Annotated in this window: 13 protein-coding genes and 1 pseudogene; 4 read left to right on the forward strand and 10 right to left on the reverse strand. The window is 71.2% G+C overall.

From position 1 onward, the window contains the following. Window positions 1-13: 13 nt before the first annotated feature. Entirely contained in the window at window positions 14-1,210 is a 1,197-nt protein-coding gene (locus AB0J69_RS03005; RefSeq protein WP_364112214.1) for an FAD-dependent oxidoreductase, read from the reverse strand. Window positions 1,211-1,330: 120 nt separating this feature from the next. Here AB0J69_RS03005 and AB0J69_RS03010 point away from each other — a divergent pair, with 120 nt between their 5' ends. Then, complete coding sequence (locus tag AB0J69_RS03010) at window positions 1,331-2,377, forward strand: anti-sigma factor (RefSeq protein ID WP_364112216.1); 1,047 nt, start codon at window positions 1,331-1,333, stop codon at window positions 2,375-2,377. 47 nt (window positions 2,378-2,424) lie between these two features. Beyond that, window positions 2,425-4,653 carry a M64 family metallopeptidase gene (locus AB0J69_RS03015; protein ID WP_364112218.1) on the forward strand — a complete coding sequence of 743 codons (2,229 nt, stop codon included), beginning with the start codon at window positions 2,425-2,427 and terminating at the stop codon, window positions 4,651-4,653. Here AB0J69_RS03015 and AB0J69_RS03020 read toward each other — a convergent pair. From AB0J69_RS03020 to AB0J69_RS03045, 6 genes are all read right to left on the reverse strand, one after another. Then, the gene (locus AB0J69_RS03020; protein WP_364112220.1) at window positions 4,597-5,592 is read right to left on the reverse strand and encodes an aminoglycoside phosphotransferase family protein; all 996 of its coding nucleotides are present in this window, start codon (window positions 5,590-5,592) and stop codon (window positions 4,597-4,599) included. The genes AB0J69_RS03015 and AB0J69_RS03020 overlap by 57 nt on opposite strands. Window positions 5,593-5,666: 74 nt before the next feature. Continuing rightward, window positions 5,667-6,665 carry a LacI family DNA-binding transcriptional regulator gene (locus AB0J69_RS03025; protein ID WP_364112222.1) on the reverse strand — a complete coding sequence of 333 codons (999 nt, stop codon included), beginning with the start codon at window positions 6,663-6,665 and terminating at the stop codon, window positions 5,667-5,669. Next, window positions 6,646-8,055, reverse strand: coding sequence for a GH1 family beta-glucosidase (locus AB0J69_RS03030; protein WP_364112224.1), 1,410 nt, complete (start codon window positions 8,053-8,055; stop codon window positions 6,646-6,648). Before AB0J69_RS03030 ends, AB0J69_RS03025 begins: the two co-directional genes overlap by 20 nt. Then, window positions 8,052-8,882: a carbohydrate ABC transporter permease gene (locus AB0J69_RS03035; protein ID WP_364112226.1), complete on the reverse strand. Its 831-nt coding sequence runs from the start codon at window positions 8,880-8,882 to the stop codon at window positions 8,052-8,054. The genes AB0J69_RS03030 and AB0J69_RS03035 overlap by 4 nt, the downstream gene beginning before the upstream one ends. After that, window positions 8,879-9,754, reverse strand: a complete 876-nt coding sequence (locus AB0J69_RS03040) for a sugar ABC transporter permease (protein ID WP_364112228.1) — start codon at window positions 9,752-9,754, stop codon at window positions 8,879-8,881. The genes AB0J69_RS03035 and AB0J69_RS03040 overlap by 4 nt, the downstream gene beginning before the upstream one ends. A gap of 138 nt (window positions 9,755-9,892) precedes the next feature. Then, on the reverse strand, window positions 9,893-11,230 hold the full coding sequence (locus AB0J69_RS03045) for an extracellular solute-binding protein (RefSeq protein WP_364112230.1): 1,338 nt from the start codon (window positions 11,228-11,230) through the stop codon (window positions 9,893-9,895). Window positions 11,231-11,586: 356 nt separating this feature from the next. Between AB0J69_RS03045 and AB0J69_RS03050 the strand changes: the two are divergent. Together AB0J69_RS03050 and AB0J69_RS03055 are read left to right on the forward strand one after the other, a co-directional pair. Continuing rightward, window positions 11,587-11,964, forward strand: a pseudogene (locus AB0J69_RS03050) (MFS transporter); the annotation flags it as partial. 115 nt (window positions 11,965-12,079) lie between these two features. After that, window positions 12,080-12,211, forward strand: coding sequence for a hypothetical protein (locus AB0J69_RS03055; protein ID WP_364112446.1), 132 nt, complete (start codon window positions 12,080-12,082; stop codon window positions 12,209-12,211). Window positions 12,212-12,235: 24 nt separating this feature from the next. On the opposite strand, the gene AB0J69_RS03060 is transcribed toward AB0J69_RS03055, so the two are convergent. From AB0J69_RS03060 to AB0J69_RS03070, 3 genes are read right to left on the reverse strand one after another with little or no spacing between them, the layout of a single operon-like run. Further along, window positions 12,236-13,078: a PHP domain-containing protein gene (locus tag AB0J69_RS03060; RefSeq protein WP_364112232.1), complete on the reverse strand. Its 843-nt coding sequence runs from the start codon at window positions 13,076-13,078 to the stop codon at window positions 12,236-12,238. 34 nt (window positions 13,079-13,112) lie between these two features. After that, on the reverse strand, window positions 13,113-13,562 hold the full coding sequence (locus AB0J69_RS03065; RefSeq protein ID WP_364112234.1) for a GNAT family N-acetyltransferase: 450 nt from the start codon (window positions 13,560-13,562) through the stop codon (window positions 13,113-13,115). Window positions 13,563-13,570: 8 nt separating this feature from the next. Further along, window positions 13,571-14,821: an RNA polymerase sigma factor gene (locus AB0J69_RS03070; RefSeq protein WP_364112236.1), complete on the reverse strand. Its 1,251-nt coding sequence runs from the start codon at window positions 14,819-14,821 to the stop codon at window positions 13,571-13,573. Window positions 14,822-14,863 lie beyond the last annotated feature (42 nt).

Genomic DNA, 14,863 nt, shown 5'->3' on the forward strand with positions numbered 1-14,863 from the left:
AACCCAGAGGAAGTCAAAGTTCCTTTACTGTCACGTGCTCGGGTCTGACACCGTGGCCGATGAAGCGCGCCGCCACCCGGTTGATCACCGGGATCCTTGTCAGGTCGCGCGGCATCCTGGAGGGGTCGAAGCGCCGCGACAGCGCCGGGCTGATCACCCGGTTCTGCACCAGCCGCTGGGCCGCCTGCGTGATCCGGGTCGGCAGCATGCGCCGCCGCTGCAACCGGTGGAGCGTGGACTCGGGGATCGGCGCGCCCGCCCTGAGCGGCCCGGCCAGCAGGTTGGCCGTGGCGACCGCGTCCTGCACGGCCAGGTTGACGCCCACCCCGAACACCGGCGACATGGCGTGCGCGGCGTCCCCGATGCACAGGAAGCCGGGCCGGTGCCAGCGGCGCAGCCGGTTGAGCGCGACCGTGAGCACGCTGACGTCGTCGAAGCCGGCGATCTGCCCGGCCCGGTCCGCCAGCCACGGCAGCAGCTCGGCCACCGGGCCGCGCAGGGCGTCGATGCCGCTCTCGCGCAGCGTGTCGTAGCCGCCCTTGGGGATCAGGTACGCCAGCTGCCAGTACGTCTCCCGGTTGATCGCGACCATCATGTGCCCCGGCGACAAGCGCAGGAACGTGTCGTCCCGGTCACCGGCGTGTCTGGGCAGCCGGAACCACACCACGTCCATCGGCGCGCCGAGGCTCTCGGGCACCAGCCCGGCCCGGCCGCGCAGCACCGAGTGCCGCCCGTCGGCGGCGACCGTCAGGTCCGCCCTGATCTCGTGCTCGCCGGACCCGTCCCGGTAGCGCAGCCCGCGCACGGCCCCGCCCTCGCGGATCAGGTCATGGGCCTCGGCGTTCATCAGCAGCCGGAACCCGGGGTAGCGCCCGGCGGCCGAGGTGATGAGCTTGAGGAGGTCCCACTGCGGCACGAACGCGATGTAGCCGTACCTGCCGGGCAGCCTGCGCAGGTCCGCCAGCCTGATGTCGCCGCCGTCGGAGACCATCTTGAGCCCGTACGCCTTGCGGTGCGGGAGCTCCAGGAATTCCTGGGCCAGCCCGAGCTCGTCGAGCACCTGCAGCGTCGAGGGGTGGATGGTGTCACCCCGGAAATCCCGCAGGAAGTCGCCGTGTTTCTCCAGCAGCGTCACCTCGACGCCCGCCCTGGCCAGCAGCAGGGCGAGCATCGCTCCGGCGGGTCCGCCGCCCGCTATTACGCAGCCCACAATTCATCACCCCATGAAATTCTTCCACGTCATGTGAAAAGAGCAAGCATCAGAGCCATCCGGCGTGCCCGAACAGCCGAAGTACATGCGTGAGCCGCCTCTCACACCAGGGAGTGGACGATGAAGGACGAACTCCACACCCTCTCTGGCGCCTACGCCGTGCACGCACTGCCGTACGCCGAGTGGGTGCTGTTCGAGGAGCACCTGCATGCTTGTCAGGGATGCGCGGCCGAGGTGCGACGCCTGCGGGAGACGGCCGCGAGGCTGGCGGAGGCGGTGGCCGAGCCGCCGCCCGCCAGAGTCCGGGTCCGCCTCCTCGACGCCGCACACCGGTCACGGCCTCCCGATGCCCGATTCGACACCCGACCCGATAGCCAGTCCGATGCCCGGCCCGATGCCCGGCCCGACGGCCGGTCCGCTGACTGGCCCGATGACTGGCCTGGCCACTGGCCCGAGCAGGTGACCGACGACAGCCCGACCGTCTGGAGACCGCCGAGGAAGCGCGCCCCCGCGCCCCTGCCGCCCGACGCCCCCACGATGGGTCTCCCGGGCGGCCTCCCGGGCGGCCTCCCGGGCGGCCTCCCGGGCGGGCGGCAGGTCACCGACCCGCCGACACTCAGCCTGCCGCCGGAGCCCGCGTCCCGGATGGCGCCGGAGATCCCCGTGACCCCGGAGGGAGGGCAGGTGGTCCCGCTGCGGCGCAGGCGTACGAAGGTGCTGGCAGCGCTGTCGGCGGTGTCCGCGGCGGCCGCTGTCGCGCTCGGCGCGGTCGCCATCGACGCCCGCCGCGACCTGGGCGACCTGACCACCAGGAACGAGGAGATGATCGCCGTGCTGGCCGCCCCGGACGCCGAGACGATGCGGCAGCCCGTCACCACCGGCGGCACCGGCACGCTCGTCATCTCCCGAGCCGAGGGACGCATGGTGTTCACCTCGTCCGGCCTGGCCGACCTGCCGGACACGCAGGTGTACGAGCTGTGGCTGATGGGCCCGGACGGGCCGCGCCCCGCCGGCCTGCTCGACCGGAGCCGGGACGGGGTGAGCCCGCCCGTGGTGGTCACGCCGCTGGACCGCGACGAGCGCGTGGCGCTCACCGTCGAGCCCGCGCGGGGCTCGGACAAGCCCACCACCCAGCCCGTCATGCTGGCCGAGCTGCCCGAGGCGTGATCGAATCGGGATGGACTGTCGGGCCTGACGGACCGATAGTGCATCTCATGCGTACCTTCGCGGCCCTGGTGCTGGCCGCCGCCATGTTATGCGTGTCACCGGCCACCCCGGCGAGCGCCACCGCCGAACCGGGCTCCGCCACGGTCGTGCCCGTGCAGGTCACCGGCACGACGGCCAAACGATTCAACCTGATCATCATGGGCGACGGCTACACCGACGCCGAGCAGGCCCGGTTCCGGGCCGACGCCGACCGGCACCTCAACGTGATGTGGTCGATCGAGCCGTTCAAGTCGTACCGGAACTACATCAACGTCTACCGGATCGACATCGTCTCGGGGGAGTCGGGCATCAGCTGCGACCCCGGCCTGGACGCGCCGCGCCGTACGACGCCGCTGAGCATGGGCTTCTGGGGCCGGTGCAACCCGAACAGCGTCCAGCGCCTGATCACCATGGACAACGCCGCCGCCACCCGCTACGCCGACCTGGTCACCGGCACCTCCTCCGGCAACCGGCAGATCCTCGCCCTCGGCAACAGCGGCACGTACGGCGGCGCGGGCGGCTCGTACGCCACCGCCTCCGGCAGCAACAGCATGTCCGCCCTGATCAGCCCGCACGAGCTGGGCCACTCCCTGGGCGGCCTGCAGGACGAGTACGACTACTACCAGCGCGGCGTCCCCGGCGGCGCCTACACCGGCCCCGAGCCGTCCAGCGCCCACCACACGCTGCTCACCGAGCAGGAGCTGCGCGACCAGCGCAGGAAGTGGTGGCGCTGGCTGGGCGAGCCCAGCGAGTCGGGCGGCCCGATCGGCCGCTACGAGGGCGGCCTGTACTACACCAGCGGCGTCTGGCGGCCGAGCGCCCACTCGATGATGAAGACCCTCGGCTACTACTTCGACCAGGTCAGCCGCGAGGTCATGGTGCAGCGCATCACCGCCAAGACCATGGTGATCCAGGACTCCACGCCGACGGGCGCGCCGGTCGGCGCCGACCGGGTGCTCTGGGTCGAGCCGATGCGCCCCGTCAGCCACTCCCTGACGACTGCCTGGAACGTGGACGGCAAGGATCTCCCCGGCGACCGCGACACCCTCGACCTGCGCACGCTCGGCCTGGCCCCGGGCACGCACACGGTCACCGCCACCGTCTCCGACCCGACCGAGTTCGTCCGCGACCCGGCGATCAGGACGGCCATCACCAGGACCCGCACCTGGACGGTGGACACCGCCCTCAGCACCCCGCCGGACAGCGTCGAGCCCGCGTTCGTCTCCTCCACCCCCACCGACCGGCCGCTCGGCCGCGACGACGTCGTGTACGTCGAGACCACCCACCCCGCCGCTGCCGTGCCCGAGGTCACCTGGACGCTGAACGGCGACCGGTTCACGGGCACCGACCTGGACCTGGGCGAGCGCGACCTGAAGCCGGGCACGCACACGCTCACCGCGAGCCTCGGCGGCCGGACGCTGACGTGGACGGTCGACGCCACCGCGCCGGGCACCGGGTACGAGCTGTCCCGGCCGCTGGCCAAGTCCGGCCACACCTACGTCTACAACGGCCCCTTCACCATGCGGCTCACCGGCTCCGACGACCGCGACGGGTACGTGGTGTCGGAGTCGCGGGTGGACGGGGACGGCTGGTTCAACTACTTCGGCTGGCCCACGTCCTCGGAACTGCCGTGGACGTTCTCCGAACAGGGCACGGTGATCGACTCCCTCGTGTACGGCAAGCTGCCGCGCGGCCGGCACACGATCGAGTACCGCTCCATCGACGCCGCCGGGAACTACGGCGAGCCGGAGGACTTCACCGTCACCACCATCGCCCCGCCGCCGGCGTGCACCCGCACGGTCACCGGCGCGCACCGGGGCGCGCTCACCGTCGCCGACGGCGTCACCTGCCTGGACGACGCCCAGGTCACGGGGGCGGTCACGGTCCGGCCGGGTGCCTCGCTGGTGGTGACCGGCGGCCGGATCACCGGCGCGCTCACCGCGGCCGGGCCCGCCGAGGTGCACCTGCTCGGCGCCCGCGTCAGCGGCGCGCTCGCCGTGAGCGGGGCCGGGAACCTGACGATCGTGGGCGCCGACCTGCGCGGCGCCGCGCTGCTGAGCGGCAACACGGCACCGATCCTGTCGGGCACCACGGTCAGGGGCGCGCTCGCCTGCCCGGGGAACACGCCCGTGGACCTCGGCGTGCCGAACACGGTCAAAGGCGGCGGCCGGTGCGCCGACCTAGCGGACGGCCCCCGGGGCCGCTCGTACGAGGCGGTCCAGCACCTCGCCCAGTGAGGCGGTCGCGAGATTGCGGACCCTGGCGTACTCGTCCTCCGGGTACTGCCGGGGTCCGTTCTCGACCAGCAGGATCAGGTACAGGTAGGCCCGGTAGAGGTCGATCCGGATGCGCGCCGCCGGGGTGAGCTCCAGCGGCGTCACCTCGCGGTAGCCCGCCAGCAGCGGGTCGTCCTCCTTCAGCTCGCCGAAGATCGTCGGCGTGACGAACTCGGCGAGCGGGTCGCCCCAGAAGGCCCGCTCGTGGTCGATGATGGCCTGGATCCGCGGCGGGCCGCTCAGGTCGAGGAAGACGTTGCCCGCCCACACGTCGAAGTGCACCAGCCGCGGCGTCGTCACCTCGTCCAGCGCCGGCGCCGCGGCCTCGCACACGGCCATGATCTCCGCGGCCGGGCGCGGCAGCGGCGTCGGGTAGCGCTCGGTGTCGCCCAGCAGCGCCGCCACCATCGCCAGGAACGCCTCCCGCCACGTGGCGCCCACGATCCCGGCGTGCGGGTAGCCGAATACCTCGCCCGTCACCGTGTTGAACCGGGCCAGGTGCCCGCCCAGCTCCCGGCGCAGCGCGGCCTCGCCCTCGGGCTTGACGTCGTTCCACGACACCCCGTCGAGCGCGGCCAGCAGCAGGTAGTCGCCGCCCAGCACCGGGTCGTCGAACCCGGCCCGCAGCAGCCCGGCGACCGGCACGCCGGCCTCCAGCGCCAGGCCGATCGCGGCGGCCTCCATGCGCAGCAGGTTGCGCTCGTAGCTGAGCTGCTCCAAGTCGGGCGAGGGAGCCAGCTTGAGCACCGCCTCGCGCCCGTCGCCCAGCTTCAGCCGCCAGACGGCGTTGGCGTAGCCGTCGGTCAGCTCGGTGGCGGCGGTGACGCCCGTGCCCACCGCCCGCCGGACCAGCGCGTCCAGCTCTGCCTCCGATAACCGGCGCTTCGTCCTGCTGTCCACGGCACCTCCCTCTCGATGTCACACGGCGCCCCGCCCCCCCGCCCGGGACCGCGGCGGGCCGGGGCACTTCCCCGTCAGGCGGACTCGCGGCGCACCAGGTGCGTGTCGAGGATCACGACGGGCTGGCGCAGCTCCCGGCCGTTGATGCGGGCCACCAGCAGCTGGGCCATCTGCCGGCCCATGGCCTCGGTCGGCTGGTGGACGGTGGTCAGCGGCGGGTCGGCGTGCAGCGCGGCCTTGGAGTCGTCGAAGCCGATCACCGCCACGTCGCCGGGGATCGCCCGGCCCGCGGCCTTGAGCACGCGCATCGCGCCCAGCGCCATCGGGTCGGACGCGGCGAAGACCGCGTCGAGCTCGGGATGCGTCCGCAGCAGCTCGGTCATCGCCGCCGCGCCGCTGTGCTCGGAGAAGTCACCGTAGGCCACCAGCTCCGGCAGCCCCGAGGGCAGCAGCGCGTCGCGGTAGCCCGAGAGGCGGTCGACGCCCACGCCCATGTCCTGGGAGCCGGCGATCGTGGCGATGCCGGTGCGGCCGAGGCCCAGCAGGTGCTTGACCGCCTGCCGGGCTCCTGCCCTGTTGTCCATGTCCACGTAGCTGTAGGGGTCGAGGCCGACGGGCCGGCCGCCGAGCACGGTCGGCACGCCCATCGCCTCGAGCCTGCCCGGCAGCGGGTCGGCGCCGTGCAGCGACAGGAGCAGCACGCCGTCGACGTGCTGCCCCGTCAGGTAGTGCTCCAGCCGCGCGTGCTCCTCCGGGGTGCGTGCCATCGCCAGGATGAGCTGCAACCCGGTCTCGGCCAGCGCCGAGCCGATGCCGCGGATGGTGCCCGCGAAGTACGGCTCGTCGAAGACCCGGAACTGGGACTCGGACACCACCAGCGCCACCGTGTCCGTGCGGCGCGTGACCAGGGCCCGCGCCGCACGGTTGGGCACGTAGCCCAGCTCGCGGATGGCCAGCTCAACGGCCTCGCGGGCCTTGGCGCTGACGTTCGGCGAGCCATTGATGACTCTCGACACCGTGCCCCGGCCTACCCCGGCCCGAGCCGCGACTGCCTCAAGAGTCGGTCGGTTCATGGCGCCTATTCTGCCGGATGATCTCCGAGTACCAGAGCGCGCTGTCCTTGAGCAGCCGTTCCTGGGTCTCGAAGTCCACATGTACCAGGCCGAAGCGCTTGCCGTAACCCCAGGCCCACTCGAAGTTGTCCATCAGTGACCAGGCGAAATAGCCCTCCAGGGGCACGCCCGCCTCGATGGCCTCCTTGCAGGCGCCCAGGTGCGCCTCCACGTACGCCTGCCGCTCCCGGTCGTGGATCCGGCCGTCCACGAGCACGTCGTCGAAGGCGGCGCCGTTCTCCGAGACCACCATCGGGATCGGCGGGTAGTCCCGCGCCACCCGGGTGAGGATCTCCACCAGGCCGCCCTCGTCGATCTCCCAGCCCATCGCGGTGACGGGCCGGCCGCCGTTGACGAAGGACACGTGCTCGCTGCCCACCCACGGAGAAGCCGAGTCCGTGGGGGCCGCCGCCGCCGACGCCCTGCCGCCTGGTGCTCCCGAGACCGTGAAGCGGCTGTAGTAGTTGACGAGCAGCACGTCGATGGGCGAACCGATGGTCTTCATGTCGCCCGGCTGGATGACCTCCGGGTCCATCCCCAGGTCGTCGAGCACGTCCTGCGGGTACTGGCCGGTCAGCAGGGCGTCGAGGAAGAACCGGTTCTGTAGCCCGTCGATGCGCCGGGCCGCGTCCAGGTCCGCCTCGCTGTCGGTGGCGGGGGTGACCGCGTACAGGTTCACGCAGCCGCCGACCCGCCGGGCGCCCATCGCCTGGACGGCCAGCCCGTGCGCGAGGTTGAGGTGGTGCGCGCCCCTGATCGCGTTCTGCGGCTCGCGCCTGCCCGGGGCGTGTTCGCCCGAGGCGTAGCCGAGGAACGCGGCGCACCACGGCTCGTTGACGGTGCTGAAGGTGTGTACGTGGTCCTTCAGCGCTTCGTGCACCGCCGAGGCGTACTCGGCGAAGCGGTAGGCCGTGTCACGGTTGGGCCAGCCGCCCTGGTCCTCCAGCGCCTGGGGCAGGTCCCAGTGGTAGAGGGTCAGCCAGGGGTCGATGCCGTGCCGGAGGAGCTCGTCGGTGAGCCGCCGGTAGAAGTCCAGGCCCTTCTGGTTGACCGCGCCGGAGCCGGTCGGCTGGATGCGCGGCCAGGAGACCGAGAAGCGGTAGGCCGTCAGGCCCAGGTCCGCCATGATCGCGACGTCTTCCTTGAACCGGTGGTAGTGGTCCATGGCGACGTCACCATGGTGGCCGTTGAGCACCCTGCCCGGGGTCTTGGTGAAGGTGTCCCAGATGGAGGTGCCGCGGCCGTCCTCGGCGACGGCGCCCTCGATCTGGTACGCCGACGTCGCCGCGCCGAACGCGAAGCCAGTGGGGAAGCGCAGGCCGGAACGCGTCTGTTCCTCTTGAGTCGTCACGCCTTGACCGCACCTTCCATGAGTCCGCCGACGATCTGGCGGCCGAATGCGATGAATACCGCGATGAGCGGAATGATGGACAGCGCCGTGCCTGCGAAGATCAACGTGTAGTTCGTGGAGAACCGCTCGTTGAGGTTCGTGATCGCGGTCTGCACCGTCGGGTTGTCCGGGGTCAGCACGATCAGCGGCCACATGTAGTCGTTCCAGATGAGCATGAACGTGTTGATGCCGAGCACGGCCATGCCCGGACGCACGGCCGGCAGCACGACGTTCCACCAGATGCGCAGCGTGGCCGCGCCGTCGACCCGGGCGGCCTCGACCAGCTCCATCGGCACGGCCTGCCGGGTGTACTGCGTCATCAGGAACACGCCGAACCCGTTGAGCAGGTAGGGCAGGATCACCGCCGTGAGCGTGCCCGTCCACTCCAGGCTCACCATGAGCCGGTAGAGCGGCACCACGCCCATCTGCTGCAGCGGCACCGCCATCGTCAGCAGCACGAGCAGCAGCAGCAGGTTACGGCCCTTGAAGCTGAGGTTGGCGAAGGCGAAGCCGGCCAGCGTGGAGATGATGACCACGGAGACGGTGACGACGCTCGCCACGATGAACGAGTTCGTCAGGCCGGTCAGGAATTTGGCGTCCTCGTTGTTGAGCACCGCGACGATGTTCTCGCCCAGGTTCCCGCCCGGCAGGAACACGGGCGGCACTGCGATCGCGTCGGCGTTGGTGCGCGAGGCGATGACCAGCATCCAGTACAGCGGGAACGCCGACAGGACGATGGCCACGGCCAGCATGACCCTGGTGATGACGGTCGGTGACCAGTTGGTCATTTCGTGCCCCCGATCCTGCGCACGACCAGGAAGTTGATGAGCGCGCCAACGAGAATGAGCAGGAACAGCAGCCAGGCGGCCGCGGAGGCGTAGCCGTAGTCGTACTCACGGAAGCCCTGCTTGTAGATGAACATGGCCACCGTCTGGAACTGTCCCTGCGACCCGCCGTCGGGGTTGCCGTTGTAGAACGTGATCGGCTCGGCGAACAACATCAGCCCGCCGATCGTGGAGTTGAGCACCACGAAGATCATGGTCGGGCGCAGCATCGGCAGCGTGATCTGCCAGAACTGCCTGCGCCGCGAGGCACCGTCGATCGCCGCGGCCTCGTACAGGTCGCGCGGGATCGTCTGCATGCCGGCCAGGAAGATGATCGCGTTGTAGCCGGTCCAGCGCCAGTCGACCATGGTGGCGATGGCGATCCACGACGGGATCCGCTCGGCCCGCCAGTTGGTGCTCTCCATGCCGAACTGGCCCAGGATCCAGTTGACCAGGCCCCAGTCGCGGGCGTACAGCTGCGTGAACACCACCGAGACGGCGACCACCGACGTCACGAGCGGCAGCAGCACGCTCATGCGGATCGCCAGGCGGAACCGGAAGCGCTTGTTCAGCGCGTTGGCCAGGAACAGCGCGAGCAGCATCTGCGGGACGGTGGCGAGCACGAACATGCCCACCGTGTTCACCACGGCCCGCCAGAAGTCGTCGTCCCCCAGCAGCGCGGTGTAGTTGCCCAGCCCGGCCCACTCCGTGGTCCCGGCCAGGTCGTAGTCGTAGAGCGAGTAGTAGAGCGTGAAGACCAACGGGAAAAGCCCGAAGGCGGCGAACAGCAGGAAGTAGGGAGACACCAGGGCGTACGGCATCGCCTTGACGTCCATTCTGGAACGCCAGCGGCGGCCGGGCGGGCGGTCACGGCGGTGGGTGTTCCGTGCCGCCCGCGGAAGGGTGTCGAGGCTCATAACAGACCTTTCAGCGGCAACATGCCCGGCCCGCTCCTGGCGGGCCGGGCGGGGAGATCAGCCCGCGGCCTTGACCGCGTCGTCGACCAGCTGCTGCCAGGCCTTGTCGTAGGGGACGGAGCCGTCGTCCATGCCCTGGATGACGGACTCGATGGCGTTCTTGACCTGGGCGTGCTTCACGCCGAGGAAGACCGGCTGGAGGCTCGACGCCGACTTGGCGAAGATCTCACCGATGGGGGCGTCGTTGAAGAACTCGTTCTTCGCGCCCTGCACGGCCGGGTCCTGCTGAGCCTTGGTGTTGCTCGGCATGTTCCCGAAGTCGGTGAAGATGCTCGCCTGCGTCGTCGCCTGCGTCAGGTAGTCGGCCACCTGGGCCGCTTCCTTCGGGTGCTTCGACTGCTTCGGCACGGCCAGCCAGGAGCCGCCCCAGTTGCCGCCGCCACCGGGCACCGCGGCCACGTCCCACTGGCCCTTGCCGGCGTCGCCCGCGTTGCCGCTGACCACGCCGAGCATCCACGACGGGCAACCGACCGTGGCGAACGCGCCCTTCTGGGTGCCCGCCGCCCACTCGTCGGTGAAGTTGCGCAGCTTGGCGGTCAGGCCCTGCTGGCTCATCTTCTGGGCGAAGTCGAAGCCCGTCTTCACCGCCGGGTTCTTGTCGACGATGAGGTTGTTGCTCGTGTCGAAGTAGCTGACGTTGCCGTTCTTGGCCGCCTCCTGGTAGAGCACCACCTGGTAGAGCGTGTTGGTGCCGTCAGCCCACTTGGTGTCCTTGACCTTCGACTGGAACTGCTGGCCGACCTTCATGAACTCGTCCCACGTGGGCCACAGCGCGCTGACCTTGTCGCGGTCCGTGGGCAGCCCGGCCTTCTTGAACAGGTCGGTGCGGTAGCAGATGCTCATGCCGCCGATGTCGGTGCCCAGACCGAACACCTTGCCGTCGGCCGCGACGCCGTTCTCCCACTTCCACGCGGGGAAGTCGGCCTTGCGCGACTCCAGGCCGTACTCCTTCAGGTCGGCCCACCACTCGCTGCGCGCCTTGGCCAGGCCCATGCCGCCCTCGTCGATGCCGACCACGTCGCCCGCGCCGCTGCCGGCCTGGAGCCACTGGATCATCTGCGGCCAGTACTGCTGCTCGAACTGGTCGGTCAGGTTCTCGTACTTGATCTGGATGTCCTTGTGCTCGGCGTTCCACTTGTCGACGGCGTTCTTGTAGCCGAAGTTGGAGCCGCCGCCGAACGTCTGGACGCGAATCGTGACCGGCTCAGCCGCCGCTGAGGACGCTGGAGCGCTGGACTCCGGCGTGCTGCCGGAACCACAGGACGCGACGGCCAGCGCCGCCGCGGCCAGGGCCGAGGCCGCGGCAAGACCGCCGCGACGCTTGCTGATCATCATGGTGGACCCCTTCTCGGGTGAATGGTGGGGAGGTGCACCGCGGCACGCGCTCCGCCGCGGTGGGAGACTTTGGGAGCGCTCCCACAAAGGGTGCACTTGCGGGGTCTGGACGTCAATCCCGCGAAACGCAACCGTTACCTATGGTGCGGTTTACAACTGTGAAACAGGATTTTTCACGATAAACAGCCCAAAGAGCTGATTGGGAGCGCTCCCACCACAAGAGACATCTTTTGTGTCGCATCAAGGGCATGTCACCCGCACAGCCTGCCCTTGCCCCCGCTGACAACCGCCAGTCACGCCGCCGGGGGAGTGCGGCGGCGGGGCCGTCGCGCCCCGGCGTCTGTCCATTTAATGAGATGATTTGTCTTGTTATCGCCGATCCGCCGCGGGCCACGGCCGGAGCGGTGCGGCGTGCGGGCACGCCGTACCGGGACCCGGCGCTGTGGCGGGTGCACGGGGCCAGCATGTTGCTGGTGGTCCCGCAGTTCACCACCTCGGCGTTCGCGTTGACGTACCTGATGGTCGCGCAGGGCTGGGCCGCCGCCCGCGCGGGCACGCTGATCGCCGCCGCCCAGTTGCTCGGGGCGGGCGGTCGGCTGGTGTGCGGCTTCTGGTCGGACCGGGTCGGCAGCCGCGTACGTCCCATGCGCCGGCTCGCCGCGATCAACGCCACCGCCATGGCGCTGCCGGCCCTGGCCGCCGCCACGCCGTGGGGGACACCCCTGGTGATCGCCGCGCTGGTCGTCTCGATGAGCGGGGAACGGGCTGGCCTTCACCGCCGTCTCCGAGCTGGCCGGCGCCTCCTGGGCGGGGCGGGCGCTGGGCGCGCAGAACACCGGCCAGAACCTGGTGGCCGCCGCGACCCCCGCGGCCGTCGGCGTGCTGGTCACCGGCGCGGGCTTCGCCACCGCCTTCGCCCTGGCCGGAGCCCTCGCGCTGGCCGCCGCCTGCGTGACTCCCCCCGACCCGCCGACCGCCTGACGTCGCCGGCCAGACGTGGGGAGCCTATCGCCGCCCCCAGAAGTCGTACGGGTGCCGCCCCGGCCGGAACCCGTGGGCCGCCGCCATGTCCGCCGCCTTCCGGAACCCGTGGGCCACGGACGAGGGGTCGTGGGCGTCGCTGCCGAAGGTGACCGCGTCCCCGCCTTCCTCGTGCCACCACCGCACGATCGCCGGGTCCAGCGGCAGGCGCGTGTTGATCTCCAGAGCCCGGCCCGACCCGGCGGTCGCCCGCAGCGCGTGCCGGAACTCCTCCTCGAACGCCGCCAGGTCGAACGGGCCCGCCGTCCGCTCCGGCCAGTACCGGATCGGATAGTCGATGTGGGCCAGCACCGAGAACATGTCGCTCCCGGCGACGAGCCCGGCGACCTCGGCCAGGTAGTCCCGGACGACCTCGGCCGCGGCCCGGCGCTCGTAGTGGCCCGGCGGTTCGGCGAAGCCGTCGCCGATCGGGAGGCAGTGCAGGGAGCCGAGCACCAGGTCGAACCGGCCGGCGCCGAGCACCTTCGCGACGGCCGCGGCGTGCCGGTGGGGCTCCCCGAGCTCCAGGCCGGTCAGGATCCGCAGGTCCGGGAACAGGCCCCGGCACCTGTCGATCTCCTCCAGGTATCCGAGCGCGTCGAACGCCGGAGGAGTCAGCCGCCCCTCCGGCGTGGTCAGCGTCGCGAGGTGGTCGTCGGGGTCGAGGGCGCCGGGGACGACCGTCCAGACCGTGTGGTCGACGTGCTCGGTGAAGGCGATCGCCGGCAGGCCGAGGTCCACCGCCCGCGCGCAGGAGCGTTCCATCGAGCCCGCCGGGGCGTCCCAGGACCACTCGCTGTGCACGTGGCCGTCCAGTGATGGCGTCAAGGGTTCCACTACTTCCGACACATCGATCCAAGGGTCACAGGAGCAGCTCGCCCACCGTCTCGCCGTACAGCACCTCACCCGTCGGCTTGAAACCGAGCCGCAGGTAGAACCGCTCCGGCCCGCCGGTGCCGCGCTCCCACAGGACCGTGACGCGCCGATGGCCGCGCCGCCGGGCCTCCTCGCACACGGCCCGTACGGCGAAGCGTCCGTAGCCCTTGCCCTGCTCCCCGGCGGCCACGTTGAGGCGCCAGATGCCGCAGCGGAAGGCGCCGATCTCGTTGCCGGGATCGAAGTTGCCCATGACGAACGCCACGGCCCGCTCCCCGTCGCGGACCAGGCGGGGCCAGGCGGTGTGGCGGGCGGCGTACGCCTCGGCGAGCGAGGCCATCACCGGGGCGACGAACGCCTCCTGCTCCGGGCTCACCTTGATGCCGAGGGTGGCGGAGAGGTTGCCTGGGGTGATCTCTTCGAGTCGTGGTGGCACGGGTCTCCTCACAGCTCCGGGGGTTTCGCCGCCGCGGCGCGCTCCTCCAGGAGGGCGCGTTCGCGGGCGTTGCGGGTCATGCCCGCCGCCCGCTCGAACTCCGACCTGGCCTCCTCCATCCGCCCCAGCTTGAACAGCAGGTCACCGCGCACGCTGGGCAGCAGGTGATAGTCCTTGAGCGTCGGCTCGTCCACGATCTGGTCGAGGAGCTCCAGCCCGGTCGCCGGCCCGTACGCCATCGACAGGGCCACCGCCCGGTTGAGCTCCACGACCGGGGAGCGGGACATCCGGGCCAGCGACTCGTACAGGCTCGCGATCCGTACCCAGTCGGTGTCCTCCGCGTTGACGGCGCGGGCGTGGCAGGCGGCGATGGCCGCCTGCAGGGTGTACGGGCCGGGCGTGCCGGCCAGTTCCTCGGCCCGGTCGAGCGCGGCCAGCCCGCGGCCGATGAGCAGCCGGTCCCAGCGGGCGCGGTTCTGCTCCAGCAGGAGGATGGGCTCGCCCGACGGGCCCACGCGGGCGGCCGAGCGCGACGCCTGGATCTCCATGAGCGAGACCAGGCCGTGCACCTCGGGCTCCTTGGGCATCAGGCCGGCCAGCACGCGGCCCAGCCGGAGCGCGTCCTCGCACAGCGCGGGGCGCATCCAGTCGTCACCGGCGGTCACCGAGTAGCCCTCGTTGAAGATGAGGTAGATGACCTCCAGCACGGACGACAGGCGGCCGGCCAGCTCCGCGCCCTGCGGCACCTCGAACGGGATCCGCTGGTCGGCCAGGGTGCGCTTGGCGCGGACGATGCGCTGGGCCACGGTGGACTCCGAGACCAGGAACGCCCGCGCGATCTCGTCGGTGGTCAGGCCGCCGAGCACGCGTAGCGTCAGCGCCACCCGCGCCTCCACCGACAGCGCGGGGTGGCAGGCGGTGAACACCAGCCGCAGCAGGTCGTCCTCGATCTCGTCGACCTCGGGCAGCTCCTCCTCCAGGTCGAGGCGGTGGCCGAGCTCGGCGAGATTGCGCTGGAGGCGCTCGTTCCTGCGGATCAGGTCGATGGCGCGGCGCTTGGACACGGTCATCAGCCAGGCGCCGGGGTTGCGCGGCACGCCGGACTCGGGCCACTGCTCCAGGGCGGCGACCAGCGCGTCCTGCGCCAGCTCCTCGGCCAGGCCGACGTCGCGCACCATCCCGGCGAGCCCGGCGATGAGCCGGGCCGCCTCGATGCGCCAGACCGCTTCGATCGCGCGATGGGTGTCGGAAGCCGTCACGGGCCCATGAGACCAGCCCGGCGCCCGCCGTCGCAACCCGGT

The sequence above is a fragment of the Nonomuraea sp. NPDC049709 genome (genome assembly GCF_040674815.1).
Lineage (GTDB): Bacteria > Actinomycetota > Actinomycetes > Streptosporangiales > Streptosporangiaceae > Nonomuraea.

Coding starts and splice junctions, on each gene's coding strand:
- AB0J69_RS03025 (WP_364112222.1), bottom strand. CDS start 6,665: ATGAACCGACCGACTCTTGAGGCAGTCGCGGCTCGGGCCGGGGTAGGC.
- AB0J69_RS03015 (WP_364112218.1), top strand. CDS start 2,425: ATGCGTACCTTCGCGGCCCTGGTGCTGGCCGCCGCCATGTTATGCGTG.
- AB0J69_RS03010 (WP_364112216.1), top strand. CDS start 1,331: ATGAAGGACGAACTCCACACCCTCTCTGGCGCCTACGCCGTGCACGCA.
- AB0J69_RS03045 (WP_364112230.1), bottom strand. CDS start 11,230: ATGATGATCAGCAAGCGTCGCGGCGGTCTTGCCGCGGCCTCGGCCCTG.
- AB0J69_RS03040 (WP_364112228.1), bottom strand. CDS start 9,754: ATGGACGTCAAGGCGATGCCGTACGCCCTGGTGTCTCCCTACTTCCTG.
- AB0J69_RS03035 (WP_364112226.1), bottom strand. CDS start 8,882: ATGACCAACTGGTCACCGACCGTCATCACCAGGGTCATGCTGGCCGTG.